The 24256-nt window shown below is 67.5% G+C and carries 26 protein-coding genes and 1 pseudogene; 14 read left to right on the plus strand and 13 right to left on the minus strand.

All coding sequences use genetic code 11. The annotated features are described in order from the left end of the window. From lpxB to C4B30_RS11330, 3 genes are read left to right on the plus strand one after another with little or no spacing between them, the layout of a single operon-like run. Complete coding sequence (gene lpxB, locus C4B30_RS11320) at positions 1 to 1170, plus strand: lipid-A-disaccharide synthase (RefSeq protein ID WP_027784761.1); 1170 nt, start codon at positions 1 to 3, stop codon at positions 1168 to 1170. Further along, positions 1167 to 1811 (plus strand): ribonuclease HII, encoded by a 645-nt coding sequence (gene rnhB / locus C4B30_RS11325; RefSeq protein WP_027784760.1) that lies wholly within the window; start codon positions 1167 to 1169, stop codon positions 1809 to 1811. Before lpxB ends, rnhB begins: the two co-directional genes overlap by 4 nt. Further along, positions 1808 to 2590 carry a TrmH family RNA methyltransferase gene (locus tag C4B30_RS11330; RefSeq protein WP_027784759.1) on the plus strand — a complete coding sequence of 261 codons (783 nt, stop codon included), beginning with the start codon at positions 1808 to 1810 and terminating at the stop codon, positions 2588 to 2590. The genes rnhB and C4B30_RS11330 overlap by 4 nt, the downstream gene beginning before the upstream one ends. A gap of 97 nt (positions 2591 to 2687) precedes the next feature. Here C4B30_RS11330 and ppsR read toward each other — a convergent pair whose 3' ends face one another. Beyond that, positions 2688 to 3503, minus strand: a complete 816-nt coding sequence (gene ppsR / locus C4B30_RS11335) for a posphoenolpyruvate synthetase regulatory kinase/phosphorylase PpsR (protein WP_027784758.1) — start codon at positions 3501 to 3503, stop codon at positions 2688 to 2690. 377 nt (positions 3504 to 3880) lie between these two features. Here ppsR and ppsA point away from each other — a divergent pair, with 377 nt between their 5' ends. The 3 genes from ppsA to C4B30_RS11355 all read left to right on the plus strand — a co-directional run bounded on the left by ppsA (position 3881) and on the right by C4B30_RS11355 (position 7886). After that, positions 3881 to 6280: a phosphoenolpyruvate synthase gene (gene ppsA / locus C4B30_RS11345; RefSeq protein ID WP_027784757.1), complete on the plus strand. Its 2400-nt coding sequence runs from the start codon at positions 3881 to 3883 to the stop codon at positions 6278 to 6280. Positions 6281 to 6483: 203 nt separating this feature from the next. Next, positions 6484 to 6918, plus strand: a complete 435-nt coding sequence (locus tag C4B30_RS11350) for an NfeD family protein (protein WP_027784756.1) — start codon at positions 6484 to 6486, stop codon at positions 6916 to 6918. Positions 6919 to 6950: 32 nt separating this feature from the next. Beyond that, positions 6951 to 7886 (plus strand): SPFH domain-containing protein, encoded by a 936-nt coding sequence (locus C4B30_RS11355; RefSeq protein WP_027784755.1) that lies wholly within the window; start codon positions 6951 to 6953, stop codon positions 7884 to 7886. Between the two features lie 154 nt (positions 7887 to 8040). Here C4B30_RS11355 and smpB read toward each other — a convergent pair whose 3' ends face one another. After that, positions 8041 to 8487, minus strand: a complete 447-nt coding sequence (gene smpB, locus C4B30_RS11360; protein ID WP_027784754.1) for an SsrA-binding protein SmpB — start codon at positions 8485 to 8487, stop codon at positions 8041 to 8043. Between the two features lie 99 nt (positions 8488 to 8586). Between smpB and C4B30_RS11365 the strand changes: the two genes are divergently transcribed. Together C4B30_RS11365 and C4B30_RS11370 are read left to right on the plus strand one after the other, a co-directional pair. Beyond that, positions 8587 to 9024 (plus strand): type II toxin-antitoxin system RatA family toxin, encoded by a 438-nt coding sequence (locus C4B30_RS11365; protein WP_027784753.1) that lies wholly within the window; start codon positions 8587 to 8589, stop codon positions 9022 to 9024. A 4-nt stretch (positions 9025 to 9028) separates the two neighbouring features. Further along, a complete protein-coding gene (locus C4B30_RS11370) occupies positions 9029 to 9352 on the plus strand; it encodes an RnfH family protein (protein ID WP_027784752.1) in 324 nt (107 codons plus the stop codon). Positions 9353 to 9394: 42 nt separating this feature from the next. Here the strand turns inward: C4B30_RS11370 and C4B30_RS11375 are convergent, their stop codons facing one another. The 3 genes from C4B30_RS11375 to C4B30_RS11385 all read right to left on the minus strand — a co-directional run bounded on the left by C4B30_RS11375 (position 9395) and on the right by C4B30_RS11385 (position 12421). Then, complete coding sequence (locus C4B30_RS11375; RefSeq protein WP_027784751.1) at positions 9395 to 10360, minus strand: DMT family transporter; 966 nt, start codon at positions 10358 to 10360, stop codon at positions 9395 to 9397. A gap of 122 nt (positions 10361 to 10482) precedes the next feature. Further along, positions 10483 to 11169 (minus strand): Vgb family protein, encoded by a 687-nt coding sequence (locus tag C4B30_RS11380; protein WP_027784750.1) that lies wholly within the window; start codon positions 11167 to 11169, stop codon positions 10483 to 10485. 31 nt (positions 11170 to 11200) lie between these two features. Next, a complete protein-coding gene (locus C4B30_RS11385) occupies positions 11201 to 12421 on the minus strand; it encodes a hypothetical protein (protein WP_027784749.1) in 1221 nt (406 codons plus the stop codon). Between the two features lie 114 nt (positions 12422 to 12535). On the opposite strand from C4B30_RS11385, the gene C4B30_RS11390 reads away from it, so the two are divergent. From C4B30_RS11390 to guaA, 5 genes are all read left to right on the plus strand, one after another. Continuing rightward, a complete protein-coding gene (locus C4B30_RS11390) occupies positions 12536 to 13300 on the plus strand; it encodes a DUF899 domain-containing protein (RefSeq protein WP_027784748.1) in 765 nt (254 codons plus the stop codon). 27 nt (positions 13301 to 13327) lie between these two features. Beyond that, positions 13328 to 14140, plus strand: a complete 813-nt coding sequence (locus C4B30_RS11395) for a DUF2182 domain-containing protein (protein WP_027784747.1) — start codon at positions 13328 to 13330, stop codon at positions 14138 to 14140. A 297-nt stretch (positions 14141 to 14437) separates the two neighbouring features. Further along, positions 14438 to 15898, plus strand: coding sequence for an IMP dehydrogenase (guaB, locus tag C4B30_RS11405; RefSeq protein ID WP_027784746.1), 1461 nt, complete (start codon positions 14438 to 14440; stop codon positions 15896 to 15898). A gap of 6 nt (positions 15899 to 15904) precedes the next feature. Further along, positions 15905 to 16513, plus strand: a complete 609-nt coding sequence (locus C4B30_RS11410; RefSeq protein WP_027784745.1) for a hypothetical protein — start codon at positions 15905 to 15907, stop codon at positions 16511 to 16513. A gap of 106 nt (positions 16514 to 16619) precedes the next feature. Next, a complete protein-coding gene (guaA, locus tag C4B30_RS11415) occupies positions 16620 to 18239 on the plus strand; it encodes a glutamine-hydrolyzing GMP synthase (RefSeq protein ID WP_027784744.1) in 1620 nt (539 codons plus the stop codon). A 212-nt stretch (positions 18240 to 18451) separates the two neighbouring features. On the opposite strand, the gene C4B30_RS11420 is transcribed toward guaA, so the two are convergent. Next, positions 18452 to 19069: a 3'-5' exonuclease gene (locus tag C4B30_RS11420; protein WP_027784743.1), complete on the minus strand. Its 618-nt coding sequence runs from the start codon at positions 19067 to 19069 to the stop codon at positions 18452 to 18454. 117 nt (positions 19070 to 19186) lie between these two features. Between C4B30_RS11420 and C4B30_RS11425 the strand changes: the two genes are divergently transcribed. Continuing rightward, positions 19187 to 19810, plus strand: coding sequence for a 2'-5' RNA ligase family protein (locus C4B30_RS11425; protein ID WP_051421400.1), 624 nt, complete (start codon positions 19187 to 19189; stop codon positions 19808 to 19810). Between the two features lie 82 nt (positions 19811 to 19892). Here the strand turns inward: C4B30_RS11425 and C4B30_RS11430 are convergent, their stop codons facing one another. The 7 genes and pseudogenes from C4B30_RS11430 to C4B30_RS11460 all read right to left on the minus strand — a co-directional run bounded on the left by C4B30_RS11430 (position 19893) and on the right by C4B30_RS11460 (position 24256). Beyond that, entirely contained in the window at positions 19893 to 20342 is a 450-nt protein-coding gene (locus tag C4B30_RS11430; RefSeq protein ID WP_089500309.1) for an acetyltransferase, read from the minus strand. A 91-nt stretch (positions 20343 to 20433) separates the two neighbouring features. Further along, a complete protein-coding gene (locus C4B30_RS11435; protein ID WP_089500434.1) occupies positions 20434 to 20907 on the minus strand; it encodes an NUDIX hydrolase in 474 nt (157 codons plus the stop codon). Positions 20908 to 21085: 178 nt separating this feature from the next. After that, a pseudogene (locus C4B30_RS36295) lies at positions 21086 to 21181 on the minus strand (NAD(P)-binding domain-containing protein); the annotation flags it as partial. A 104-nt stretch (positions 21182 to 21285) separates the two neighbouring features. After that, a complete protein-coding gene (locus C4B30_RS11445; RefSeq protein WP_027784738.1) occupies positions 21286 to 21564 on the minus strand; it encodes a gamma-butyrobetaine hydroxylase-like domain-containing protein in 279 nt (92 codons plus the stop codon). After that, positions 21561 to 22556, minus strand: a complete 996-nt coding sequence (locus C4B30_RS11450) for a HEAT repeat domain-containing protein (RefSeq protein WP_027784737.1) — start codon at positions 22554 to 22556, stop codon at positions 21561 to 21563. The genes C4B30_RS11445 and C4B30_RS11450 overlap by 4 nt, the downstream gene beginning before the upstream one ends. Before the next feature lie 39 nt (positions 22557 to 22595). Beyond that, the gene (locus C4B30_RS11455; protein ID WP_027784736.1) at positions 22596 to 23384 is read right to left on the minus strand and encodes an ABC transporter ATP-binding protein; all 789 of its coding nucleotides are present in this window, start codon (positions 23382 to 23384) and stop codon (positions 22596 to 22598) included. Beyond that, positions 23381 to 24256, minus strand: coding sequence for an ABC transporter permease (locus C4B30_RS11460; protein WP_027784735.1), 876 nt, complete (start codon positions 24254 to 24256; stop codon positions 23381 to 23383). The genes C4B30_RS11455 and C4B30_RS11460 overlap by 4 nt, the downstream gene beginning before the upstream one ends.

Raw genomic sequence — 24256 nt, forward strand, 5'->3', positions numbered from 1 at the left:
ATGCCGCTCCCGACCAACCAGCTCCGGCTCGCGATGGTGGCCGGCGAGCCGTCGGGCGACCTGCTCGCGGCGTCGCTGCTCGGCGGCCTGCGCGAGCGGCTGCCCGAATCGGCCCAGTATTACGGGATCGGCGGGCCGCGCATGATCGCGCAGGGCTTCGACTCGCACTGGCAGATGGACAAGCTGACGGTGCGCGGCTATGTCGAGGCGCTGGGCCAGATTCCCGAGATCCTGCGGATTCGCGGCGAACTGAAGCGCCAGTTGCTCGCCGAGCGGCCGGATGCGTTCATCGGCGTCGATGCGCCCGATTTCAACTTCAACGTCGAACAGGCCGCGCGCGACGCGGGCATCCCGTCGATCCACTTCGTGTGCCCGTCGATCTGGGCGTGGCGCGGCGGCCGGATCAAGAAGATCGCGAAGTCCGTCGATCACATGCTGTGCCTGTTCCCGTTCGAACCGGCGATTCTCGACAAGGCCGGCGTCGCATCGACCTACGTCGGCCATCCGCTCGCCGACGACATTCCGCTCGAACCCGACACGCACGGCGCGCGCATCGCGCTGGGTCTGCCGGCCGACGGTCCCGTGATCGCGGTGCTGCCGGGCAGCCGGCGCTCGGAGATCGCGCTGATCGGCCCGACGTTCTTCGCGGCGATGGCGCTGATGCAGCAGCGCGAGCCCGGCGTGCGGTTCGTGATGCCGGCCGCGACGCCTGCACTGCGCGAACTGCTGCAGCCGCTCGTCGACGCGCACCCGCAGCTCGCGTTGACGATCACCGACGGCCGTTCGCAGGTCGCGATGACGGCCGCCGACGCGATCCTCGTGAAGAGCGGCACCGTCACGCTGGAAGCCGCGCTGCTGAAGAAGCCGATGGTGATCTCGTACAAGGTGCCCTGGCTGACCGGGCAGATCATGCGTCGGCAGGGCTACCTGCCGTATGTCGGCTTGCCGAACATCCTGGCGGGGCGCTTCGTCGTGCCCGAACTGTTGCAGCATTTCGCGACGCCCGAGGCGCTGGCCGATGCGACGCTCACGCAACTGCGCGACGACGCGAACCGCCGCACGCTGACCGAAGTATTTACCGAAATGCATCTTTCGCTGCGGCAGAACACGGCCGCGAAGGCGGCCGAGGCCGTCGTGCGCGTGCTCGAACAACGCAAGGGGCGCGCATGACCGCGGTCCGTGCACCCCGCCGCCGCGCGTCGAGCGACGGGCAGGGCGGTTTCGATTTCAGCCGTCCGGACGAGATCGTCTGCGGTGTCGACGAAGCAGGCCGCGGCCCGCTCGCGGGTCCGGTGGTGGCCGCCGCGGTGATTCTCGATCCGGCCCGGCCGATCGACGGGCTCGACGATTCGAAAGTGCTGTCGGCGAAGAAGCGCGACATGCTGTACGACCTGATCGTCGCGCGTTCGCACGCGTATTGCGTCGCGTCGGCGAGCGTCGACGAGATCGATACGCTGAACATCCTGCACGCGACGATGCTCGCGATGAAGCGGGCCGTCGAGGGGCTGTCGGTGCTGCCGACGCTCGCGCAGATCGACGGCAACCGGTGCCCGACGCTGACCGTGCGTGCCGAGGCGATCGTCAGCGGCGACGCGCTCGTGCCGAGCATCTCGGCCGCATCGATCCTCGCGAAGGTCACGCGCGACCGGATGCTGGTCGACCTGCACGAACGCTTCCCGGTGTACGGCTTCAACGTGCATGCGGGCTACGGCACCGCGAAACATCTTGCCGCATTGCGCGAGCACGGCCCGTGCGAAGCGCATCGGCGCTCGTTCGCGCCCGTCCGTGAAGCGCTCGATCTGATTCGATGAAAAGCATTACTTCCCGCGACAACCCGCTGTACAAGCGCCTGAAGGCGCTCGCGGGTTCGACGCCCCATCAGCGCCGCAGCGGCCAGGCGCTGCTCGAAGGGTTCCACCTGGCGAGCGCGTACCTCGATACGGGTGCGACACCCGAGCTGTGCGTCACGACCGAAGGCGCGCTCGGCCACGCCGAGGCGCAGGCGATCGTCGCGCGTATCGACGCGCAGCGGATCGTCACGCTGCCGGACGCGCTGTTCGGGCAGTTGTCGAACGTCGTCAACGGCGTCGGCTTCCTGCTGCTGGTCGATCGGCCGGCGCAACCGCTGCCCGCACGCGTGACGCACACGTCGGTCGTGCTCGACGGCGTGCAGGATGCCGGCAATGTCGGTTCGATCCTGCGCAGCGCGGCGGCGGCCGGCGTGCGTCACGTGTTCTGCGCGCCGGGGACGGCCTATGCGTGGTCGTCGAAGGTGCTGCGTTCGGGCATGGGCGCGCATTTCCTGCTGTCGATCCATGAGGATATCGAAGCCGCGTCGCTTGCCGAGCGCCTCGCCGTACCGGTCGCGCTGACCGACTCGCACGGCGCGCAGGCGGTCTACGACTGCGACCTGTCGGGGCCCGTTGCATGGGTGTTCGGCAACGAAGGCGCCGGCGTGTCGGCGTTCTGGCGCGACGCGGCCACGCATCGCGTGACGATTCCGCAGCCGGGCGGGATGGAGTCGCTGAACGTCGCCGCGGCGGCGGCAGTTTGCCTGTTCGAGCAGGTGCGGCAGCAGCGACCGGCGTGACGCCGCGCGCGCATTTGCCGTAAAACGAAACAAGGCCGCGTTTGACGCGGCCTTGTTGCTTTCGGCGACGGCCGGACGGCCGTCGGCGCGCTCGCGCTCAGTAGGACTGCCGGTCGAGGCGGATTTCCTGCAGGATCGTCGTCGCGATTTCCTCGATCGACTTGTGCGTGGACGACAGCCACTTGATCCCTTCGCGGCGCATCATCGCCTCGGCCTCGTTGATCTCGTAGCGGCAGTTCTCGGGCGCTGCATACTTGCTGCCCGGCCGGCGCTCGTTGCGGATCTCCGACAGGCGCTGCGGGTCGATCGACAGCCCGAACAGCTTGTCGCTGTACGCCGACAGCGCCGACGGCAGCTTGCCGCGTTCGAAATCCTCCGGAATCAGCGGATAGTTGGCTGCCTTCACGCCGTACTGCATCGCGAGATACAGGCTCGTCGGCGTCTTGCCGCTGCGCGACACGCCGACGAGGATCACGTCGGCCTCCGACAGGTTGCGGTTCGACTGGCCGTCGTCGTGCGCGAGCGAGAAGTTGATCGCCTCGATTCGCGTCTTGTATTCCTCGGTGTCCGCATTCTGGTGGCCACGGCCCATCGCGTGGCTCGACTTGAGTTCCAGTTCCTGCTCGAGCGGTTCGACGAAGCGCTGGAACATGTCGAGCACGAGCGCGTTCGAGCGCTTGACGATGTCGTTCGATTCGCTGTCGACGAGCGTCGTGAACACGATCGCGCGGCGGCCGTCGTGCACGGCGGCCTCGTTGATCTTCTCGACGGTCGCATAGGCCTTGTCGAGCGAGTCGACGAACGGCACGCGCACGAGGCGGAATTTCTGGTCGAACTGGGAGAGGATCGAATGCGCGAAGGTTTCGGCAGTGATCCCGGTGCCGTCGGAGACGATGAATACGGTAGGCAGCATGAATCTGGACGTCGAGCGTGAAGGGCGGTTGCGCGGGCGGCTGGAGGTGCGCCTCCAGACCCAGTGACAAGGTCGCGCCACATCCGGCAGCCGGCACGGTAGAATAGCGGCAACCTGTTGGATAAGCAATTGCGGGGGCGGGGCGCGAACGGCGCCCGGTGGCTGGGCCGCGCGATTTCCGAATTCCCGGCAAGTCTGGCGATTTGTCTGCAAATATCGCCCTTCTGCCGGGATTTTTGCAAATCGGGGTCGGGAGATTTCCGCCGCTGCGAGTGTTTATCTAACAGGTTGCGCAAGACGCGCCGCGCCTTTTTGCAAGCGCCCGCGTTCGAGCCCACTTGCGCGATCGAGTATTTTTTTCACACTTAGGGGCTTGTATGACTAACGCAGCAAACGTCGCAAAGGACCAGGCGTATGTAATTCCGTTCGAGCAGTTGCGGATGACCGATGTGGAGATCGTGGGCGGCAAGAATGCGTCGCTCGGCGAGATGATCAGCCAGCTTTCCGAAGCAGGCGTTCGCGTACCCACCGGTTTCGCCACGACCGCGCTCGCGTTCCGCGATTTCCTCAAGCACAACGACCTGACCGATCGTATCGCCAAGCGTCTCGAGTCGCTCGACATCGACGACGTGAAGGCGCTCGCCGAAGCCGGCGCCGAAATCCGCAAGTGGATCGTCGATGCGCCGCTGCAGGCGCGCCTCGAGCAGGAAATCCGCGAGCAGTTCGAAGTGCTGAAGAACGGCTCGCCGGGCGAGCTGTCGTTCGCCGTGCGCTCGTCCGCGACCGCGGAAGACCTGCCCGATGCGTCGTTCGCCGGCCAGCAGGAGTCGTATCTGAACGTCGTCGGCATCGACGACGTGCTCGACCGCATGAAGCACGTATTCGCGTCGCTGTACAACGACCGCGCGATCTCCTACCGCGTGCACAAGGGCTTCACTCACGCCGAAGTCGCGCTGTCGGCCGGTGTGCAGCGCATGGTCCGCTCGGACGTCGGCGCCGCCGGCGTGATGTTCACGATCGATACCGAATCGGGCTTCAAGGACGCCGTGTTCATCACGTCGAGCTACGGCCTGGGCGAAACCGTCGTGCAGGGCGCGGTGAACCCGGACGAGTTCTACGTGTTCAAGACGACGCTCGCGCAGGACAAGTACCCGATCATCCGCCGCTCGATCGGCTCGAAGCTGATCAAGATGGAATTCACGCAGCCGGGCGAGCCGGGCCGCGTGAAGACGGTCGACGTGCCGCACGAGCAGCGCAACCGCTACTCGATCACCGACGAGGACGTGATCGAGCTGGCGAAGTACGCGGTCATCATCGAGAAGCACTACCAGCGTCCGATGGACATCGAGTGGGGCAAGGACGGCCGCGACGGCAAGATCTTCATCCTGCAGGCACGTCCGGAAACGGTGAAGAGCCAGGCAACGGGCAAGGCCGAGCAGCGCTTCAAGCTGAAGGGCCAGTCGCAGGTGCTCGCGACGGGTCGTGCGATCGGCCAGAAGATCGGTGCGGGCCCCGTGCGCGTGATCCAGGATCCGTCGGAAATGGAACGCGTGCAGCCGGGCGACGTGCTGGTGGCCGACATGACCGATCCGAACTGGGAGCCGGTGATGAAGCGTGCGGCGGCGATCGTCACGAACCGTGGCGGCCGCACCTGCCACGCGGCGATCATCGCGCGTGAGCTCGGCGTGCCGGCAGTCGTCGGCTGCGGCGATGCGACCGACATCCTGAAGGACGGCGCGCTCGTCACCGTGTCGTGCGCGGAAGGCGACGAAGGCAAGATCTACGACGGGCTGCTCGAGACGGAAGTCACGGAAGTGCAGCGCGGCGAACTGCCGGAAATCCCGGTCAAGATCATGATGAACGTCGGCAACCCGCAGCTCGCGTTCGACTTCTCGCAACTGCCGAACGCCGGCGTGGGCCTCGCGCGTCTCGAGTTCATCATCAACAACAACATCGGCGTTCACCCGAAGGCGATTCTCGAGTACCCGAACATCGACCAGGACCTGAAGAAGGCGGTCGAGAGCGTTGCGCGCGGCCACGCGTCGCCGCGTCAGTTCTACGTCGACAAGCTGACGGAAGGCGTCGCGACGATCGCGGCGGCGTTCTATCCGAAGCCCGTGATCGTGCGTCTGTCCGACTTCAAGTCGAACGAGTACAAGAAGCTGATCGGCGGTTCGCGTTACGAGCCGGACGAGGAAAACCCGATGCTGGGCTTCCGCGGCGCGTCGCGCTACATCGCCGACGATTTCGCGCAGGCGTTCGAGATGGAATGCCGTGCACTGAAGCGCGTGCGCGACGAGATGGGCCTGACCAACGTCGAGATCATGGTGCCGTTCGTGCGGACCGTGAAGCAGGCGGAGCGCGTCGTCGGCCTGCTCGACAAGTTCGGCCTGAAGCGCGGCGAAAACGGCCTGCGTCTCGTGATGATGTGCGAAGTCCCGACCAACGCGATCCTCGCCGAAGAGTTCCTGGAACACTTCGACGGTTTCTCGATCGGCTCGAACGACCTCACGCAGCTCACGCTCGGCCTCGACCGCGATTCGGGCATGGAACTGCTGGCAGTCGACTTCGACGAGCGCGACCCGGCCGTCAAGTTCCTGCTGAAGCGTGCGATCGATACCTGCCGCAAGATGGGCAAGTACGTCGGTATCTGCGGCCAGGGCCCGTCCGATCACCCGGACTTCGCGCAGTGGCTGACCGACGAAGGCATCGCGTCGATCTCGCTGAACCCCGACACGATCATCGATACGTGGCAGGCGCTCGCCAACCGGAAGTAACGGTCGGTCATGCCTTTTCATTGAAGGAGCGGCACCATCGCTCCTTCAATGAAGGCAAAATGCAAGGTTCATGCTATAAACACCCCGGTAAGCACCGGGGTGTTTTTGTTTGTCGGTACGTGTCGAACCGTCCCAGGCGTACCGGCCGCCCCTCCGGGGCAGTGAACGAGAGTGAGCATGGGGCCGTTTTCCGGGAGACCACAATGATGTCGGGGCATCTGTTCTGGTGGGGCGGGGTGGGTGTGCTGGTCGTCGCCGAGTTGCTGACGGGCACGTTCTATCTGTTGATGATCGCGCTCGGCTTTCTCGCGGGCGGGTTGTTGCACCTGGCCGGTTTCGCGCCGCACGTGCAGTTCGGCGCGGCGGCCGCGGTCGCGATCGTTGCGATGATCGTGCTGCGTCGCTCGGGGCTCGGCCGCAAGCAGAAGCGCGACACGTCGACGAATCCCGACGTCAATCTCGATATCGGCTCGACCGTCACGGTCGACGCGTGGCGTGACGGCCGCGCGCGCGTGCAGTATCGCGGGGCCGACTGGGACGTCGAACTCGCGCACGGCGAGCGCGACGATGCGCACGTGTACCAGGTGAGCGCCGTGCGCGGCAATTGCCTCGTGGTCGTGGCGAAACCCGCGGGCTGATCGTCCGCTGATACAACAAGGAGGAAATATTCATGGATTCGCTGATCATCTGGGTTGTCCTGCTCGTCATGGCGATCGTGATCGTGTCGAAGACGGTGAAGATCGTCCCGCAGCAGCATGCGTGGGTGCTCGAGCGCTTCGGGCGCTACCACGCGACGCTGTCGCCCGGCCTCAATATCGTGCTGCCGTTCGTCGATCGCATCGCGTACCGGCACATACTGAAGGAGATTCCGCTCGACGTGCCGAGCCAGGTCTGCATCACGCGCGACAACACGCAGTTGCAGGTCGACGGCGTGCTGTATTTCCAGGTGATGGATCCGATGAAGGCGTCGTACGGGTCGAGCAACTTCGTGCTCGCGATCACGCAGTTGTCGCAGACGATGCTGCGCTCGGTGATCGGCAAGCTCGAGCTCGACAAAACCTTCGAGGAGCGCGATTTCATCAACCACAGCATCGTGTCGGCACTCGACGACGCCGCGGCGAACTGGGGCGTGAAAGTGCTGCGCTACGAGATCAAGGATTTGACGCCGCCGAAGGAGATCCTGCACGCGATGCAGGCGCAGATCACCGCGGAGCGCGAAAAGCGTGCGCTGATTGCCGCGTCCGAAGGCCGCAAGCAGGAGCAGATCAACCTCGCGTCGGGTGCGCGCGAAGCCGCGATCCAGAAGTCCGAAGGCGAGCGGCAGGCGGCGATCAACCAGGCGCAGGGCGAAGCCGCCGCGATTCTGGCGGTGGCCGAGGCGAACGCGCAGGCGATCCAGAAGATCGCGAGCGCGATTCAGTCGCAAGGCGGGATGGACGCGGTGAACCTGAAGGTCGCCGAGCAGTATGTCGGCGCGTTCGCGAATCTCGCGAAGCAGGGCAACACGCTGATCGTGCCGTCGAACCTGTCGGATCTCGGCACCGCGATCTCGTCGGCGCTGACGATCGTCAAGAGCGCGGGGGCGGCGTCCGGCGCGAAGGGCTGAGCCCGATGATCGATGCGCGCGCGGCTGCCGCGTGCGCCGCGCCGTGCGGCGAATCGTCGCGCCGCCGGGTGACTAGCCGGTGCGATTCAGGGAGTCCAAAGCAACACGGCCCGCTTCGAGCGGGCCGTGTCGTTTGCGATGAACGTTGCGTGCGTCAGGTGCCGGCGCGCATGATGCGCGCCTTCTCGCGTTCCCAGTCGCGTTTCTTCTCGGTTTCGCGTTTGTCGTGCAGCTTCTTGCCCTTCGCGAGCGCGATGTCGCATTTCACGCGACCGCCCTTGTAGTGGAAGTTCAGCGGCACGAGCGTGTAGCCGCGCTGCTCGACCTTGCCGATCAGCTTCTTGATTTCCTCGCGGTGCAGCAGCAGCTTGCGCGTGCGAACCGGGTCGGGCTGGATGTGCGTCGAGGCTTCGGGCAGCGGGCTGATATGGGTCCCGATCAGAAAGATCTCGGCGTTCTTCACCACGACGTAGCCTTCCTTGATCTGGCCGCGTCCGGCGCGCAGCGCCTTGACTTCCCAGCCCTCAAGCACCAGCCCCGCCTCGTAGCGTTCCTCGATGTGATAATCGAAGTGCGCTTTCCTGTTATCGATGATGCTCATGAAAGGATCGGGCCAAGTCGTTTAAAATCACGATTTTAGCAAAGCGGGGCGAGAATCGCCCGGCTTGGCTTTCCCACTTCAAGCGATGCCGCGCGATTTATGGCAGATGTCCAGAAAACCGTATTGATCCGTCACTCGGCGGAACAGATGTTCGACCTCGTCACCGACGTGGCCGATTACCCCAATTTCCTGCCCTGGTGCGGCGGTGTCGAGATTCGCCGTCAGGACGAGAGCGGAATGGAAGCGCGCATCGACATCAACTTCAAGGGCATCAAGCAGCATTTCGCGACGCGCAACACGCAGCAGCGCCCGACGCGGATCGACATGGAGTTCACGGACGGCCCGTTCAAGAAATTCACGGGCTCGTGGCGTTTCACGGTGCTGCGCGCTGATGCGTGCAAGATCGAATTCGCGCTGCACTACGAGTTTTCGAGCATCCTGCTCGAGAAGATCATCGGGCCGGTGTTCAGCCACATCGCGAACACGTTCGTCGATTCGTTCGTGAAGCGCGCGGACCAGCGCTACGGAAAGGGGTGACGCGATGCTGTCGATCGAAGTCTGCTACGCACTGCCGGAGCGCCAGACGCTGATTCCGCTGTCGCTGCCCGAAGGGGCGACCGTGCGCTCGGCAATCGACGCGAGCGGCGTGCTCGCGCTGCACCCGGAGATCGATCTCGCGCACGCGAAGACGGGCGTCCACGGCAAGCTCGCGCCGCTCGATGCGCCGCTCGTCGATCACGACCGTGTCGAGATCTACCGTCCGCTGATCGTCGATCCGAAGCTTGCGCGCCAGCGGCGTGTCGACAAATCCCGCCGCGACGGCTCGATCGAGGGCCGCAAGTGGCTGCACAAGGACGCGCGCTGACGCGTTGTTCGCCCGGATTGGTCGGATCGAACGCCGCGGCGCTCAGTGGGCCGCGGCGTTTGCGTTTGTGGGCGCGCTGCCCGGCGTGTCGCCATGCCGTCGCACCGAGCCGTATACGCCGGCGAGCAGCAGCACGAGTGCGGCGATCTCGAGCGCATGCGGCATCCGCCGGTCGTACACGAACGCGTACAGCATCGCGAACACGGTTTCGAACACGATCAACTGACCCGACAGCGTGAGCGGCAGCCGCTTCGACGCGGCGTTCCACAGCCCGTTGCCGAGCCACGACGCGCCGATCGCGAGCACGAGATTCAGCAGCCAGAACAACTGCCAGCGCGATGCCGGGACGGCCGCCTGCACCATGCCGGCCGGCAGCGCGAGGATCGCCAGCCAGCAGAGCCCGCCGAGCAGGCCCGTCACGACACCCCACAGCACCGACCATTCGTTGCCGCCGAAGCGGTGATGGCGTTGCAGGTATCGTGTGTTCGCTACCGCATACCAGGTCCAGCTCGCGAGCGCGCCCGCCGCGCAGGCGATGCCCGCGAGCTTCCGAGCGAGCGTCGTCGCGTGCGCGGCGTCGGACGTAAACAGGTCGACGTTGATGCAGACGATGCCCGCGATCACCAGCGCGAGCGGGGCGGCGAGCCGCCGCAGCGGCACGGCGCCGCGCTCGCCGAGGCCCGCGAGCGTGACGGTCACGGGCAGCACGCCGACGATCAGCGAACTGGGCGCGATGCCGATCAGGTGCACGGCGCCGGACAGCAGCACGTAATACGCGACGTTGCCGACGATGGCGAGCTTCACCAGTGCGGCGAGATCCTCGCGAGTCAGCCGTGCGAGCAGCGAGCGGGTGGCGGGCAACGCGGCCGCGAGCGACACGAGGCCGTACATCGCGTAGCGGCCGGCGCTCAGCAGCAGCGGCGAGAAATCGGTCAGCAGCCGCGGAACGAGAAACACCATGCCCCACAGGGCGCCTGCCAGGACACCGTACACCACGCCGCGCCGCATCGACCGCTCCGAACAAATGACCGAGGTGCGCGCATCTTAGCGATGCCGCCACGGCGGCGTCTTGTTCATTCCTGCACTCGGAGCATGGTTCGGCGCGTCGCGCGGCTTCGACGGGCGGCGAATCAGTCCTCTACCGGATCGGGTGTCGCTTCTGTGCCGTCGGTGGCGGCACGCGTGCGCGCCGGGCGGCGCACGGTACGCAGCTTGCCGCTGTTGCCGCCGCCGCAGTAGAAGCGGTCATGACCGTCGGATTCAAGCCCCGCGACGCCGACGCCGGCCGGCATGTCGATCTGCTCGAGCACCTGGCCCGTGCGCGGATCGATGCGCCGCAGGTCGCTCTGGTCGGCTTCCCACGTGCCGTGCCACAGCTCGCCGTCGACCCACGTCACGCCGGTGACGAAGCGGTTCGATTCGATCGTGCGCAGCACGGCGCCCGATTGCGGATCCACCTGATGAATCTTGCGTTCGCGGTACTGGCCGACCCACAGCGTGCCTTCCGCCCACGCGAGCCCCGAATCGGCGCCGCCGCCGGGCGCCGGAATCGTCGCGAGCACGCGGCCCGATTCGGGATCGATCTTCTCGATGCGGTCCTCGACGATCTGGAACAGGTGGCGGCCGTCGAACGCGGTGCCCGCGTGCGCGGCGACGTCGAGCGAACGGACTGTCGTGCCGCGCTCGGGGTCGAGCGCATTCAGCTTGTCGCCGGACGCGTACCACACGTGCTGCCCGTCGAACGTGACGCCGTGCACGCCGTCGACACCCGGAAACGGGCCGTACTCGCGAAGGATGTCTGCAGTGGAGCGTTTCATGTTCGTCACCTCGTTGTTCGATGGGGCCATCCTAATCTCCCGGCAGCGCAACCGGGAGTAACAAGGTCGTCGCGAATCCGGGCAGCGGCGGCGTCATCCAGCGGCGCGCGCGCCCGCGGCCGAGCGCCTGAACCTTGCCGGTTTCCGCGAGCGCATCGAGCGCGCGTTGCACGGTGCGCTGGCTGGCGCCAAGTGCGAGCGCCAGCGCGGAGCTCGACCACGCTTCGCCGTCGGCGAGAAGCGCGAGCACGGCCGCATGGCGATCGTCGACCGGGCGCGCGAGGACGATGGTTTCGCGCACGCCGAGCGGTTCGAGCGCGAAGCCGCGCGGCGTCGCGACGACGTTCGCGAGCGGGCGCAGCACCGCGCGCAGCCGGCCCATTTCGACCCGCAGCCGCGCGCGATGCGATTCGTCGGCCTGTTTCGCACGGAACGCGGCGGCGACGAGTGCGTTTCTCGACACGTCGGCCGGCCACGCCTCGCCGAGCGCACGCGCGAGCACGAACAGCACTGGACGCCGCGCGAGCGATACGGTCGTGCGCGCGTCGCGCACCGTGTGGCGGCACGCGTCGACGACGAGCGCATTCGACTCGAACAGCGCCTCGACTTCGTCGAGCGGGACGAGCCGCGACGTGCCGCGTGCGATGAGCCGCGCGGCCGGTGCGTCGAGCACGCGCGCCGCGGTGTCGACCTCGGCCGTCAGCGCGGCGATGCCGGCGGCGCGGGCGGCCGTCCGCGCCCGGGCAAGTGCCGCGCGGGCCGCCTGCGTGCGAATGCGGCGCATCGCGATGCCGGCCGCGATCAATTCATGGGCGGCGCGCGACGCGGGCGGCAGCGGTGCGGGATCGAGATGCGCGAGCAGCCGCTCGGCCTCGTCGAGATGACCGATCAGCAGCAACCGGCGCACGCCGAGATAGCGGGCATGCGCGGCGTTCGCGCGGTCGCCGTGCGCGTCGAGCGTCGCGCAGGCCGCATCGAGCGCACGCGTCGGCCAGTGCAGGTCGCGCGACGCGAGCGCGATCTCGGCCTCCGCGACGACGCAGCGCGCCCGTGCGATCGCTTCCTTCGCGCCGAATGCCCGTGCGGCGCCGCGCACGAGCGCTCGCGCCCGTTCGAAATCGCCGAGTTGCGCGAGCGCGATTCCGCGTAGCGCGAGCGCCGGCGCATCGTCGCGCAGCGCGACGCGGTTCAGCGCACCGAGCGCGTCACCGGCCGCGAGCGCGCGCGCGGCCGCCGTGATCAGCGAATCCATTCGAATCCCGACACACTTGTCACTCCCTCCGGTCCGATGCCCGGCACTAATCTAGCACCACGCACACGGCTCCGTACGCCGTGCCCGGATACCCATCGGAAGGAGCAACCCGCAATGACGACTCATCTCACCGGAACACGCGACGCATGGCTGGTCGAACGCCGCGCGCTGCTCGACGCGGAAAAGGCGCTGACGCGGCAAAGCGACGAACTCGCGCGGCGGCGCCAGGCGCTGCCGTGGGTGCGCGTCGACAAGACCTACCGATTCGATACCGAAGCCGGACAGGCGACGCTCGACGACCTGTTTCGCGGCCGTTCGCAACTGCTCGTCTATCACTTCATGTTCGGTCCCGACTACAAGGCGGGCTGCCCGTCGTGCTCGGCGCTCGCCGACGGCTTCGACGGCTTCGCCGTGCATCTGGCGCACCACGACGTGACGCTCGCAGCCGTGTCGCGCGCGCCGCTCGCGAAACTGCTCGCGTACCGGCAGCGGATGGGGTGGACGTTTCCGTGGGCGTCGTCGGTCGGCAGCGATTTCAACTTCGACTTCAACGTGTCGTTCACCGAAACGCAGCAGCGCGCGGGCGACGTCGAATACAACTATGCGCGGGCCGGCCACGCGATGGACATGGATCCGCCGCCGGCGCCCGTCGTGCAGTTCGCGGCCACGTGCGGCACCGATGCGGCCACGTATTCGCGCGACCGGCCGGGGATGAGCGCGTTCGTGCGCGAGGACGGCGCCGTCTATCACACGTATTCGACCTACGCGCGTGGCCTCGACGGATTGTGGGGGATGTACCAGTGGCTCGATCGCGCGCCGCGCGGCCGCAACGAGGCCGGCCCGTGGTGGCGCCGTCACGACGAGTACGCGCGCGGCTGATCGGCCGGCTGCGAGCGGGAGCACGCGATGACACGGCCGACAACCGGCGAGACGGCCGCCGATCCGCGGGCATTCGGCGTGGCGGTCGCGGCCGTGTTCGCGGTCGCCGCGATGGCGTGGCTGGGGCAGCACGCATCGATGGCCGCGATGGGCGGCGAGCCGATGCCCGGCGGCTGGATGGCCTCGGCCGCCTGGCTGCGGCCGTGCGGTCAGGGCGCCGGGCGCGCGTTCGCGGCGTTCGCCGGAATGTGGGGCGCGATGACGGTGACGATGATGCTGCCCGTGCTCGCGCCGCAGCTCTGGCATTACCGGCAGCGCATCGGCCCGCGGACGGCGCGCTCGGCCTGGCTCGTCGTCGTCGCGGGGGCGGGATATTTCTCGGTCTGGATGGCGCTCGGAGCGCTCGTGTTTCCGGCCGGCCTCGCACTGACGGCGGCCGCCGCCCGGCTACCGGCGCTCGCCCGTGCGATGCCCTTCGTGGCCGGCGCCATCGTGCTGGCCGCGGGCGCGTTGCAATTCTCCGGATGGAAGGCGCGCCGGCTGGCGTGCTGCGGGCACGGCCGGCAGGCGGCGGCGCACGCACACCAGTCGCGAGCGTCGTCCGTCACGGCATGGTGGTACGGCGTGCGCGCTGCCATCCGGTGCGGGGCGTGTTGCGGCAACCTGATGGCGATCGCGCTGGCGGCCGGCATGATGGATCTGCGCGTGATGGCCGCCGTGACGGCGGCGATCGCCGCCGAACGCGTTGCGCCGGCCGGCGGGCGCGTCGCGAGGGTCGTCGGTTGCGGGGCGGCGGCGGGCGGCATGGCGATGATCGTCCGCGCGGCCGGGCTGGCGTGACGCACGGCAGGCAAGCCGCTTCGGCGGGTCGCCGGGCGCGCCGTGCGCGGCCGCTTCCGCCGCGGCCGCTTCCGCCGCGGCCCTGCGGCCCTGCCGCGACGCGGGCACTTGCCGCCCAGCCGCCGGTTGCGCGAATGGCTCGATGCGGCGATGAAACGAAAAGCGATCGAAAGCGAACCGAACGGCGATCCGAACGATTCGGCCCCCGAACGGCCGGAACCGGCTAAGCCGTTGTTCGTGTTGTGAAAATTCGTGGCGCTTCGCGTATAATTCGCTTTTGCGCCCATAGGATTTGCCATGCGTCTGATCCAAAAAGCACTCACTTTCGATGACGTGCTCCTCGTTCCCGCCTTCTCCGACGTTCTCCCGCGCGACACCAGCCTCAAGACCAAGCTGACCCGCAACATCTCCCTGAACATGCCGCTCGTGTCCGCCGCGATGGACACGGTCACCGAAGGTCGCCTCGCGATCGCGATGGCGCAGCAGGGTGGCGTCGGTATCGTCCACAAGAACCTCACGCCGGCCGAACAGGCCCGCGAAGTCGCGAAGGTCAAGCGTTTCGAGTCGGGCGTCGTCCGCGACCCGATCACGGTGCCGCCGCAAATGAAGGTGCGCGACGTGATCGCGCTGTCGCGCCAGCATGGCATCTCGGGCTTCCCGGTCGTCGAAGGCCCGCAGCTCGTCGGCATCGTTACGAACCGCGACCTGCGTTTCGAAACGCGCCTCGACGAGCCGGTCAAGTCGATCATGACGCCGCGCGAGCGCCTCGTCACGGTCAAGGAAGGCACGCCGCTTGCCGAAGCGAAGGCGCTGATGCACAGCCACCGCCTCGAGCGCGTGCTGGTCGTCAACGACGCGTTCGAACTGCGCGGCCTGATGACCGTCAAGGACATCACGAAGCAGACCGAGCACCCGGACGCGTGCAAGGACGAACACGGCAAGCTGCGCGCAGGCGCGGCGGTCGGCGTCGGTCCGGACAACGAAGAGCGCGTCGAGCTGCTGGTGCAGGCCGGCGTCGACGTGATCGTCGTCGATACCGCGCACGGTCACAGCAAGGGCGTGCTCGAGCGCGTGCGCTGGGTCAAGCAGAACTTCCCGCACGTCGAGGTGATCGGCGGCAACATCGCGACGGCCGCCGCCGCGAAGGCGCTCGTCGAATACGGCGCGGACGCGGTCAAGGTCGGTATCGGCCCGGGTTCGATCTGCACGACGCGGATCGTCGCGGGCGTCGGCGTGCCGCAGATCAGCGCGATCGCGAACGTGTCGGAAGCGCTGAAGGGCACCGGCGTGCCGTGCATCGCCGACGGCGGCGTGCGCTTCTCGGGCGACGTGTCGAAGGCCCTCGCGGCCGGCGCGAACGCGGTGATGATGGGCAGCATGTTCGCGGGCACCGAAGAGGCGCCGGGCGACGTGTTCCTGTACCAGGGCCGCCAGTACAAGTCGTATCGCGGCATGGGTTCGGTCGGCGCGATGAAGGACGGCGCGGCAGACCGCTACTTCCAGGACAACTCGGCGAACATCGACAAGCTCGTGCCGGAAGGCATCGAAGGCCGCGTCGCGTACAAGGGTTCGGTCAACGCGATCCTGTTCCAGCTGGTCGGCGGCGTGCGCGCCAGCATGGGCTACTGCGGCTGCAAGACGATCGACGAGCTGCACGAGAAGGCCGAATTCGTCCAGATCACCGCGGCGGGCATGCGCGAGTCGCACGTGCACGACGTGCAGATCACGAAGGAAGCACCGAACTATCACGTGGACTGATCGCCGATGAAACCGCTGCTGCGAGCCGTGCTGATCGTCGATGCCGTGCTGCTGCTGGCGTTCGGCGTGCTGTTCGTGCTGACGCCCTGGCAGGCGCTGTTCAACGCGCTGCAACTGGCGAACATCCAGCCGGCGATGCTCGGCCAGGCGTTCGGTATCGCGCTGCTCGGGCTCGCGTGGCTCGCGTTTCATGCGGCGTTCAACGGCGATCTCACGGCGCCCGTCGCACGGTCGGTCGGCCACGTGTACTGGCTGACCGGCGTGCTGACGGTCGTGTGGTCGATCGGCACCGGCAACGGGCCCGCGCTCGCCGCCGCCGGCCGGGTGCTGTCGGCCGTGGCCGGGGTCGCGCTGATCGTGCTCGGCCTCGGCGGCGTGCGGCTCGCATCGGCCGTGCGCCGGCGCGAGAAAGTGCAGGCGCTCGAGGGCCGGGACGCGAAGCGTCCGGTCGAACCGGCGCCGGCCTCCGCCTCCGCAGCGCAGCCGCGGGTCGAGCCGGTCGTCGGCCGTCCGGTGGCGCCTTCGGCGGCGCCGGCCGCGGCGACCCCATCGGCCGCGTCCGAGCGCGCGTCAGGCAGCGTCGCGTTCGACGCGCGCCCGCCGTCGCAGGATTGACCGGCGATGCGTCGCGCGTGCCGCCGCCGCCCGACGCCGCTGTCCATGCTTTTGACGCAGCGCTCGATGCGCTGCTTTTCTTATTCTCTTCATCCCGTCCGCAGCCATGCACGACAAAATCCTGATTCTCGACTTCGGTTCGCAAGTCACCCAACTGATTGCACGGCGCGTGCGTGAAGCGCACGTCTACTGCGAAATCCATCCGAACGATGTGTCCGACGACTTCGTCCGCGAGTTCGCGCCGAAGGCCGTGATCCTGTCGGGCAGCCACGCGAGCACGTACGAAGACCATCAGCTGCGCGCGCCGCAGGCGGTGTGGGATCTCGGCGTGCCGGTGCTCGGCATCTGCTACGGCATGCAGACGATGGCCGTGCAGCTCGGCGGCAAGGTCGAGTGGAGCGACCATCGCGAATTCGGCTACGCGGAAATGCGTGCGCACGGCCATACGCGCCTGCTCGACGGCATCGAGGATTTCACGACGGCCGAAGGCCACGGGATGCTGAAGGTCTGGATGAGCCACGGCGACAAGGTTGCCGAGCTGCCGCCGGGCTTCGCGCTGATGGCGTCGACGCCGAGCTGCCCGATCGCCGGCATGGCCGACGAGGCGCGCGGCTACTACGCGGTGCAGTTCCACCCGGAAGTCACGCACACCGTGAAGGGCCGCCAGATCATCGAACGCTTCGTGCTGCAGATCGCCGGCGCGAAGCCCGACTGGATCATGAAGAACCACATCGAGGAAGCCGTCGCGAAGATCCGCGAGCAGGTCGGTGACGAGGAAGTGATTCTCGGCCTGTCGGGCGGCGTCGATTCGAGCGTCGCGGCCGCGCTGATCCATCGTGCGATCGGCGATCAGTTGACGTGCGTGTTCGTCGACCACGGCCTGCTGCGCCTGAACGAAGGCAAGATGGTGCTCGACATGTTCGAGGGCCGCCTGCATGCGAAGGTCGTGCACGTCGATGCGTCCGACCAGTTCCTCGGTCATCTGGCCGGCGTGACCGATCCGGAAGCGAAGCGCAAGATCATCGGCCGCGAGTTCGTCGAGGTGTTCCAGGCCGAGGCGAAGAAGCTGGCGAAGGCGAAGTGGCTCGCGCAGGGCACGATCTACCCGGACGTGGTCGAATCGGGCGGCACGAAGACGAAGAAGGCGACGACGATCAAGAGCCACCACAACGTCGGCGGCCTGCCGGAAACGCTCGGCCTGAAGCTGCTCGAGCCGCTGCGCGACCTGTTCAAGGACGAAGTGCGCGAGCTGGGCGTCGCGCTCGGCCTGCCGCCGGAGATGGTGTACCGTCATCCGTTCCCGGGCCCGGGCCTGGGCGTGCGGATTCTCGGCGAAGTGAAGCGCGAGTACGCGGACCTGCTGCGCCGTGCGGACGCGATCTTCATCGAGGAGCTGCGCAACACGACCGCGACCGCGCACGATGCGGCTGCCGGCCTGTGCGGCGAGGCCGATGTCGGCAAGAGCTGGTACGACCTGACGAGCCAGGCGTTCGCGGTGTTCCTGCCGGTCAAGTCGGTCGGCGTGATGGGCGATGGCCGCACGTACGACTACGTGACGTCGCTGCGCGCGGTGCAGACGACCGACTTCATGACCGCGCATTGGGCGCACCTGCCGTACGCGCTGCTCGGCCGCGCGTCGAATCGGATCATCAACGAGGTGCGCGGGATCAACCGGGTCGTGTACGACATCTCGGGGAAGCCGCCGGCGACGATCGAGTGGGAGTAAGCATTCCGGCCGAATCGGCATTCGATTCCGCTTGCGTCGCGTTGCGTATCGTTTGATGTCGCGATAGGTCGGAAGCGGCTTGCCGGTTCGGCTGGATTGCTGTTCCGGCTGACGTCGGGGCAAGAAGCGGCCTGGCAATTGCCAGGCCGTTTTGCGTTAACGCGCGACGTCAGTCAGCGAGCGTGGTGTTTTCCGTTCCGGTCTCGGATACATCACGCATGCGCACGCACGAGCGACCGCAGATACATCGGCACCTTCGCCTTGGTCGTCGCCTGGACTCGCGACATCAACGCGTGATCGATCCGATCCAGTCCATAAGTCCGCGAAATATCGTGCTGCAACCTGCACCACAGATGGCCAGCCATCTCGGCATCGACCATCGCGCGGTGCGCACGGCCCGTTTGCGGCAACCGCAGCATCTCGGCCAGGCTCGACAGGCGGTGACTCCTGGCGTCCGGGTAGATCCGTCTCGCCACCAGCATCGTGCACGCAAACGCATGGTCGGCCGACATGCCGAGCGCCCCGAGTTCCGACTGCCAGAAGCGCTTGTCGAACCCGGCGTTGTGGGCCACGATCGCATGCTTGCCGACGAACGCCGCCGCTTCCTTCATGACGTCGGACGCCGGCGGCGCCGTCGCGATCATGTCGTTCGTGATGCCGGTGAGCGCAACGACATCGGACGGGATGCGTCTGCCTGCATTCATCAAACTCTGGAAACGGTCGACGACTTGCCCGTCGCGTAGCAGGATGACGGCAATTTCGGTCGCACGGTCGCCCAGATTCGGCGACAGCCCGGTTGTTTCGAAGTCCAGTACCGCGACGGTTTGCATGGTTGAATTCGGATGCTTCATCAGAGGATGTCGAGTTTGGCCGAGAGGGTAGCATTTTCGTGCTCGCGAACGGCGGATTCATCGAGCGGCGAGCGGACCGGCTTCCGATTGACGATAATGAAATTACGCTCCCGGCCTGTCGGAGATGCCACCGTGACTCAACTGACGCTACCCGGATTCGATACGCCGCCGCCGGTTCCCGTGCACCGCTTCTTTTTCGCCGTGATGCCGGATCCGGCTGCGGCCGTGCGCATTGCCGGCATGGCCAAAAGCTTGCAACTCGAGAAGGACAGCCCGATGGATACCGAGCGTCTGCATGTCACGCTGGGTTCTCTGGGCGATTTCGCTTATGTGCCGGGTGCCACCCTTGCGCGGGCACGTGCGGTGGCGGACCGCGTGGCTGTGCCGTCTTTCTCCGTGAGGTTCGACAAGATCATCAGCTTCAATGGGCGGCCCGGGCATCAGCCGCTGGTGCTGACGGGGCGGGCCGGTCTGGAAGACTTGATCGATTTTCGACGGCGGTTGCGAGACGCGCTGAAACGAGCGGGCGTGCGCGTTTTTCCGTCGAGTTTCACCCCGCACGTGACGCTGCTGTACGGCGCGGGGAGGCCAGACGAGTACAGGGTCGAGCCGATTACCTGGACCGCGTTCGACTTCGTCCTGATCGATAGCTGGCTCGGCAAGTCGCACTACGACGTGTTGGGGCGCTGGCCGCTGACGACCGGTGGCCCGTCGGGATGATCGTGATGCCGCAAGTGTGGTGTCGTTTTCTGCGCATCCTGACCGGGCCGGTGCAGTGTCCCGTGCCCGCCGGGCCGCCAGCTTAGTCCCGATCGCCACCGCGATAACGAAGGTGAATCAGCGGATAAGGGCGCCCTTGTCCATCCCGCTCCGATCGCCCGCAGCGCTCGAATCCGAGCCGCTCATAAAATCCCGCCGCCGCTTCGTTCTGTTCGTTGACGTCGGTCGACAGATCGGGATGGCGCTTGAGCGCTTCCTCGACCAGCCGCCGCCCGACTCCCGCGCCGTGGTGGGCGGGATCGACGAACAGCGCTTCCATGTGACTACCGTCGAGCAGCATGAAACCGATCGGACGATCGCTCTCGTCGACGGCCAGGTCGAGCGGTGCGCGCGGCAGAAACGCGACGACTTCGGATTCGATTGAACGACGATCGTCGTCGCTCAGGAAGTGATGCGTGGCGTCGACGGCGTTGCGCCAGATATTCAGCGCGCGTGCGCCGTCGGCCTCGGTGGATTGTCGAATTCTGATCATGGTTTGATACGTTGTGATTCTGCGCTCGGCAGGTAGCTTGCTCCGTGACGGAACGAATGCATCGCGCTGATGCACAAGCGACAGCGAAGTGTCAGGCGAATGGCGGACGCGCGTTGCCCAGCACCGCCGCTCGCTCGATTGCCCTCAGCGTGACGTCGCGCACGCCCGCGCTCATCGGCAAATCGTCGCGGTCGAGTTCGTCGATGCCGAACCAGCGTGCGTCGAGTGCATCGTCGCCGGCGGCAGGCGTGCCGCGCAGCCATCTGCACAGCACCGCGACCATGATGAAATGCTGGCGCACTGCGCCGTGCGCATCGTAATCGAAGGCATCCAGCGCGGTGAAGATGTCGAGCGCTTCCACGTCGACCGTCGTCTCTTCCGCGATCTCGCGCACGACCGCATCCGCGAGCGGCTCGCCCGGCTCGATCTTACCGCCGGGGAAGCCCCAGCAGCCCGCATCGGGCGGATTCGCGCGGCGCACGAGCAGCACGTCGCGTTCGCGCAGCACGATGCCGATCACGGCGGGAACGGGGCGCAAGGAAGCAGCGTGGCCGGTTGCGGACATGGTCATGCGTATCCGTTGGTTCGAACGAACGCGCGGGTGTGCACGCGGCTCACCGGGCGTTTCCAGAACGTCGTTCGATCGCACGGATCACGACCATGTCGGCCGCGCCATGTCCGGCCTGCTTGGTTTCGCCGTAAAATGCGTGGCGGATGTCGAGCGGCGGCGACGCGATGCCGATGCTCCGCGCGACGAGCGGCATGCCGGCCCGTGCGAGATTGAGCGCCATCGGCGTGCCCATCACGCCGAGGCCGATAAATCCGACTGCGGTTTGCATGGTGCTGCTCCCACGGTAGGTGGCGACGATCGTGGGCGTCAGTATCGCAGCGTTTTCGCATGCCTGCCATCTGTCCCGCGACCGCGAACGCCGCGTCATCGCCACTACGCGAGGCCCGCCAGGTAAGGCCACGGATAAATACCGCGTGCATGGCCGTCGCCGAACAGGAAGCGTACGCCGTAGCCGAGCGCTTCCACGCCGTCGAGCGTCAGGCCCGGCCGCGCGTCGATGTGGCCGCCGTCGAACCGGACTTTTCGGCATTCCGCGCACGGGCAATCGCTGCGCAACCGTGCATAGCCGATGCGTTGCGTGGCGCCGTCGGGCCAATGAAGCGTCAGTGCGCGTGCCCGGTGATCGAGTGCGATTTCGGTCGGCGCGATCATCGCGACGCCTCGTCGATCTGTCCGATCGCGATCCGCACGGCCTTGCGGACTTCGGGGTCGCGATCGTCGAGCGCGTCGTGCAGCGCGGGCAGCGTCGCCCGGTCGCGCAATTCGCCGAGCGCGAGCGCGGCTTCCTTGCGCAGGTTGCTGATCGCATGAGAGAGCAGCGCGACGACGGCCGATGCCGCGGCCGCGTCGCGCAATTGGCCAAGTGCGCGTACGGCACGCAGGCGCACTTGCCAGTAATCGTCGTCGAGCGCGGCGACGAGCGGATCGCGCGCAACGGCGGCGCGCAGCTTGCCGAGTGTGGCAGCCGCTTCTTCGCGCACCTGCCATTCGACGTCGCGCAGCGCCGCGAGCAACGCGGTGACGACGGCGGTATCGCCGGCCGCGGCAAATCCGATCGCGCCGACCGCGGCGCGCCGCACGTCGGCATCGGCGTCGGTGGTCGCGACGCGGGCGAGCGGCGGCAGCGCGCGGCCGTCCTTGAGCCAGCCGAGCACGACGACTGCCTCGGCGCGTACGGCAGCGGCGCTCGCGTCGAGCGCGCGCAGCGCGGGCGCGAATGCGTCGGGGTCGCGCAATTCGCGCAAGCCGCGCAGTACGGCACCGCGCACGAACGGCTCGGGCCGGTCGGCCCAGCGGCAAAGCACGGCGCCCGATGCCGCGTTCTTCAGTTCGGACAGGCTCTGCGCGGCCGTCGCGCGCACGCCGTCGTCCGGATCGAGCAGCGCGTGGCACAGCGCGTCGACGACATCGGGCTGCTCCCATGCGTCGAGCACGCGCGCGGCCTCGCTGCGCACGTCGGCCGACGGATCGTCGCGCAGCGCCGCGACGAACGACGGCACGAGTTCGGGCGCCTCGAGATCGGCGAGTTCGAGCAGCGCGATGCGACGCACCGATGCATCGGCCGCGGCGAAGCGCGCGACGAGCGCGGCATGTTCGGCGGCCGGCACGCCGGGCAGCGGGAAAGCGGAGGAAGAAGCGGTCATGGAAAAAAATCGGTGCGGTGAAGGGGCAGGCACGCACGCTCACGCGGCGTTGCGCAACAGCGCGAGACAGCGGCGCTTGATGTCGACGAACGAGGGCTCGGTCGTGCTGTCGTCGGTGCGGGGGCGCGCGAGCGGCACGCGGATGTCGGCGACGATGCGCGCGGGCCGCGGCGACAGCATCAGGATGCGGTCGCCGAGAAACAGCGCTTCCTCGATGTCGTGCGTGACGAACAGCACGGTCGTGCCGATGCGCGACCAGATGTCGAGCAGCAGCGTCTGCATCATCCGGCGCGTCTGCGCGTCGAGCGCGCCGAACGGCTCGTCCATCAGCAGCACGCGTGGCCGGTTGATCAGCACGCGGGCGATCTCGACGCGCTGCTGCATGCCGCCGGAAAGCTGCGCGGGGTAGTGCGCGCCGAAGCCGCCGAGCCCGACGAGTTCGAGCAGTTCGGCCGCTTCGCGGCGGCGTTCGTGTGCGCTCACGCCTTTCATCTTCAGGCCGAACGCGACGTTGTCGATCACGCGCTTCCACGGAAACAGCGTGTGCTGCTGGAACACGAGCCCGCGATCGGGATGCGGGCGGTCGACCGGTTCGCCATCGACGACGATCTCGCCGTGCGTGGCCGCGAGGTGGCCGGCGAGCGCGCCGAGCAGCGTCGATTTTCCGCAGCCGGACGGCCCGAGCACGCAGACGAATTCGCCGGGCGCGATGTCGACGTCGAGCGCATCGAGCGCCGCGAAGCGCGCATGCGGCGGGCCGAGTTCGATCGTCAGCGCGCGCACGCCGACGCGGCCGGGTGCGGCCGAGGTCGTGTCCGCTGCGCTCATGGCCGGCCTCCGCGCGGTGCGTACCACGGCGTGAGCGCCGCGCCGATGCGCTTGACGAGCAGGCTGCTGCCCATCCCGAGCAGGCCGATCAGCGCCATGCCGACCACGATGTCCGGGTAGTTCTGCAACGTATAGGATTCCCACGTGAAATAGCCGATGCCGTACTGACCGGCGATCATCTCGGCCGTGACGAGGCAGAACCACGCGGTGCCCATCCCGATCGACAGGCCCGTGAAGATCGACGGCGCGGCGCCGGGCAGGATCACTTCCGCATAGAGCGCGAGGCCGCGCGTGCCGAGGCTGCGCGCGGTCGCGACGAGCCGGGGGTCGACGGCTTCGGCGCCATGCACGGTATTGAGCAGGATCGGGAACAGCGCGCCGACGAACGTGATGAACATCATGCTCAGCTCCGACGACGGAAACATCAGGATCGCGAGCGGAATCCACGCGACGGCCGGAATCGGCCGCAGCATCTCGAGCGGCGGCAGCAGCGTGTCCTCGAGCGCGCGATAGCGGCCGATCGCGAGCCCGAGGCCGATGCCGGCGACGGCCGCCGCGACGAAGCCGGCCAGCACGCGCGTGATGCTCGCGAACAAGTGCATCGGCAGCTTCGGCGATTGCAGGAACGATGCCAGCGCGGGGCCGACGTCGGCCGGCGCGGGTACGTTCGCGAACGTGACGATGCCGAGCGACAGCCGCCAGTGGACGGCCGCTTGCCACAGCGCGATGCAGGCGGCGAGCGATGCGATACGCCATGCGCGGCGGCGCATCGGTGTCGGGCGGCGGCGCGCGGCGAAATGCGGCGAGCGGGCATCACCGCTGCGCGGTGCGTCGGTGACGCGGCGTTTGACGAGGTCGAGGGTGGCAGCCAT

It is taken from the genome of Burkholderia sp. BE12 (assembly GCF_002959955.1).
Taxonomy (GTDB): Bacteria; Pseudomonadota; Gammaproteobacteria; order Burkholderiales; family Burkholderiaceae; genus Burkholderia.

What these genes read in the sequence shown, in the direction of transcription:
- lpxB (WP_027784761.1), top strand. Translation starts at nt 1, where the DNA reads ATGCCGCTCCCGACCAACCAGCTCCGGCTCGCGATGGTGGCCGGCGAG.
- rnhB (WP_027784760.1), top strand. Translation starts at nt 1,167, where the DNA reads ATGACCGCGGTCCGTGCACCCCGCCGCCGCGCGTCGAGCGACGGGCAG.
- C4B30_RS11330 (WP_027784759.1), top strand. Translation starts at nt 1,808, where the DNA reads ATGAAAAGCATTACTTCCCGCGACAACCCGCTGTACAAGCGCCTGAAG.
- ppsR (WP_027784758.1), bottom strand. Translation starts at nt 3,503, where the DNA reads ATGCTGCCTACCGTATTCATCGTCTCCGACGGCACCGGGATCACTGCC.
- ppsA (WP_027784757.1), top strand. Translation starts at nt 3,881, where the DNA reads ATGACTAACGCAGCAAACGTCGCAAAGGACCAGGCGTATGTAATTCCG.
- C4B30_RS11350 (WP_027784756.1), top strand. Translation starts at nt 6,484, where the DNA reads ATGATGTCGGGGCATCTGTTCTGGTGGGGCGGGGTGGGTGTGCTGGTC.
- C4B30_RS11355 (WP_027784755.1), top strand. Translation starts at nt 6,951, where the DNA reads ATGGATTCGCTGATCATCTGGGTTGTCCTGCTCGTCATGGCGATCGTG.
- smpB (WP_027784754.1), bottom strand. Translation starts at nt 8,487, where the DNA reads ATGAGCATCATCGATAACAGGAAAGCGCACTTCGATTATCACATCGAG.
- C4B30_RS11365 (WP_027784753.1), top strand. Translation starts at nt 8,587, where the DNA reads ATGGCAGATGTCCAGAAAACCGTATTGATCCGTCACTCGGCGGAACAG.
- C4B30_RS11370 (WP_027784752.1), top strand. Translation starts at nt 9,029, where the DNA reads ATGCTGTCGATCGAAGTCTGCTACGCACTGCCGGAGCGCCAGACGCTG.
- C4B30_RS11375 (WP_027784751.1), bottom strand. Translation starts at nt 10,360, where the DNA reads ATGCGGCGCGGCGTGGTGTACGGTGTCCTGGCAGGCGCCCTGTGGGGC.
- C4B30_RS11380 (WP_027784750.1), bottom strand. Translation starts at nt 11,169, where the DNA reads ATGAAACGCTCCACTGCAGACATCCTTCGCGAGTACGGCCCGTTTCCG.
- C4B30_RS11385 (WP_027784749.1), bottom strand. Translation starts at nt 12,421, where the DNA reads ATGGATTCGCTGATCACGGCGGCCGCGCGCGCGCTCGCGGCCGGTGAC.
- C4B30_RS11390 (WP_027784748.1), top strand. Translation starts at nt 12,536, where the DNA reads ATGACGACTCATCTCACCGGAACACGCGACGCATGGCTGGTCGAACGC.
- C4B30_RS11395 (WP_027784747.1), top strand. Translation starts at nt 13,328, where the DNA reads ATGACACGGCCGACAACCGGCGAGACGGCCGCCGATCCGCGGGCATTC.
- guaB (WP_027784746.1), top strand. Translation starts at nt 14,438, where the DNA reads ATGCGTCTGATCCAAAAAGCACTCACTTTCGATGACGTGCTCCTCGTT.
- C4B30_RS11410 (WP_027784745.1), top strand. Translation starts at nt 15,905, where the DNA reads ATGAAACCGCTGCTGCGAGCCGTGCTGATCGTCGATGCCGTGCTGCTG.
- guaA (WP_027784744.1), top strand. Translation starts at nt 16,620, where the DNA reads ATGCACGACAAAATCCTGATTCTCGACTTCGGTTCGCAAGTCACCCAA.
- C4B30_RS11420 (WP_027784743.1), bottom strand. Translation starts at nt 19,069, where the DNA reads ATGCAAACCGTCGCGGTACTGGACTTCGAAACAACCGGGCTGTCGCCG.
- C4B30_RS11425 (WP_051421400.1), top strand. Translation starts at nt 19,187, where the DNA reads ATGAAATTACGCTCCCGGCCTGTCGGAGATGCCACCGTGACTCAACTG.
- C4B30_RS11430 (WP_089500309.1), bottom strand. Translation starts at nt 20,342, where the DNA reads ATGATCAGAATTCGACAATCCACCGAGGCCGACGGCGCACGCGCGCTG.
- C4B30_RS11435 (WP_089500434.1), bottom strand. Translation starts at nt 20,907, where the DNA reads ATGTCCGCAACCGGCCACGCTGCTTCCTTGCGCCCCGTTCCCGCCGTG.
- C4B30_RS11445 (WP_027784738.1), bottom strand. Translation starts at nt 21,564, where the DNA reads ATGATCGCGCCGACCGAAATCGCACTCGATCACCGGGCACGCGCACTG.
- C4B30_RS11450 (WP_027784737.1), bottom strand. Translation starts at nt 22,556, where the DNA reads ATGACCGCTTCTTCCTCCGCTTTCCCGCTGCCCGGCGTGCCGGCCGCC.
- C4B30_RS11455 (WP_027784736.1), bottom strand. Translation starts at nt 23,384, where the DNA reads ATGAGCGCAGCGGACACGACCTCGGCCGCACCCGGCCGCGTCGGCGTG.
- C4B30_RS11460 (WP_027784735.1), bottom strand. Translation starts at nt 24,256, where the DNA reads ATGGCTGCCACCCTCGACCTCGTCAAACGCCGCGTCACCGACGCACCG.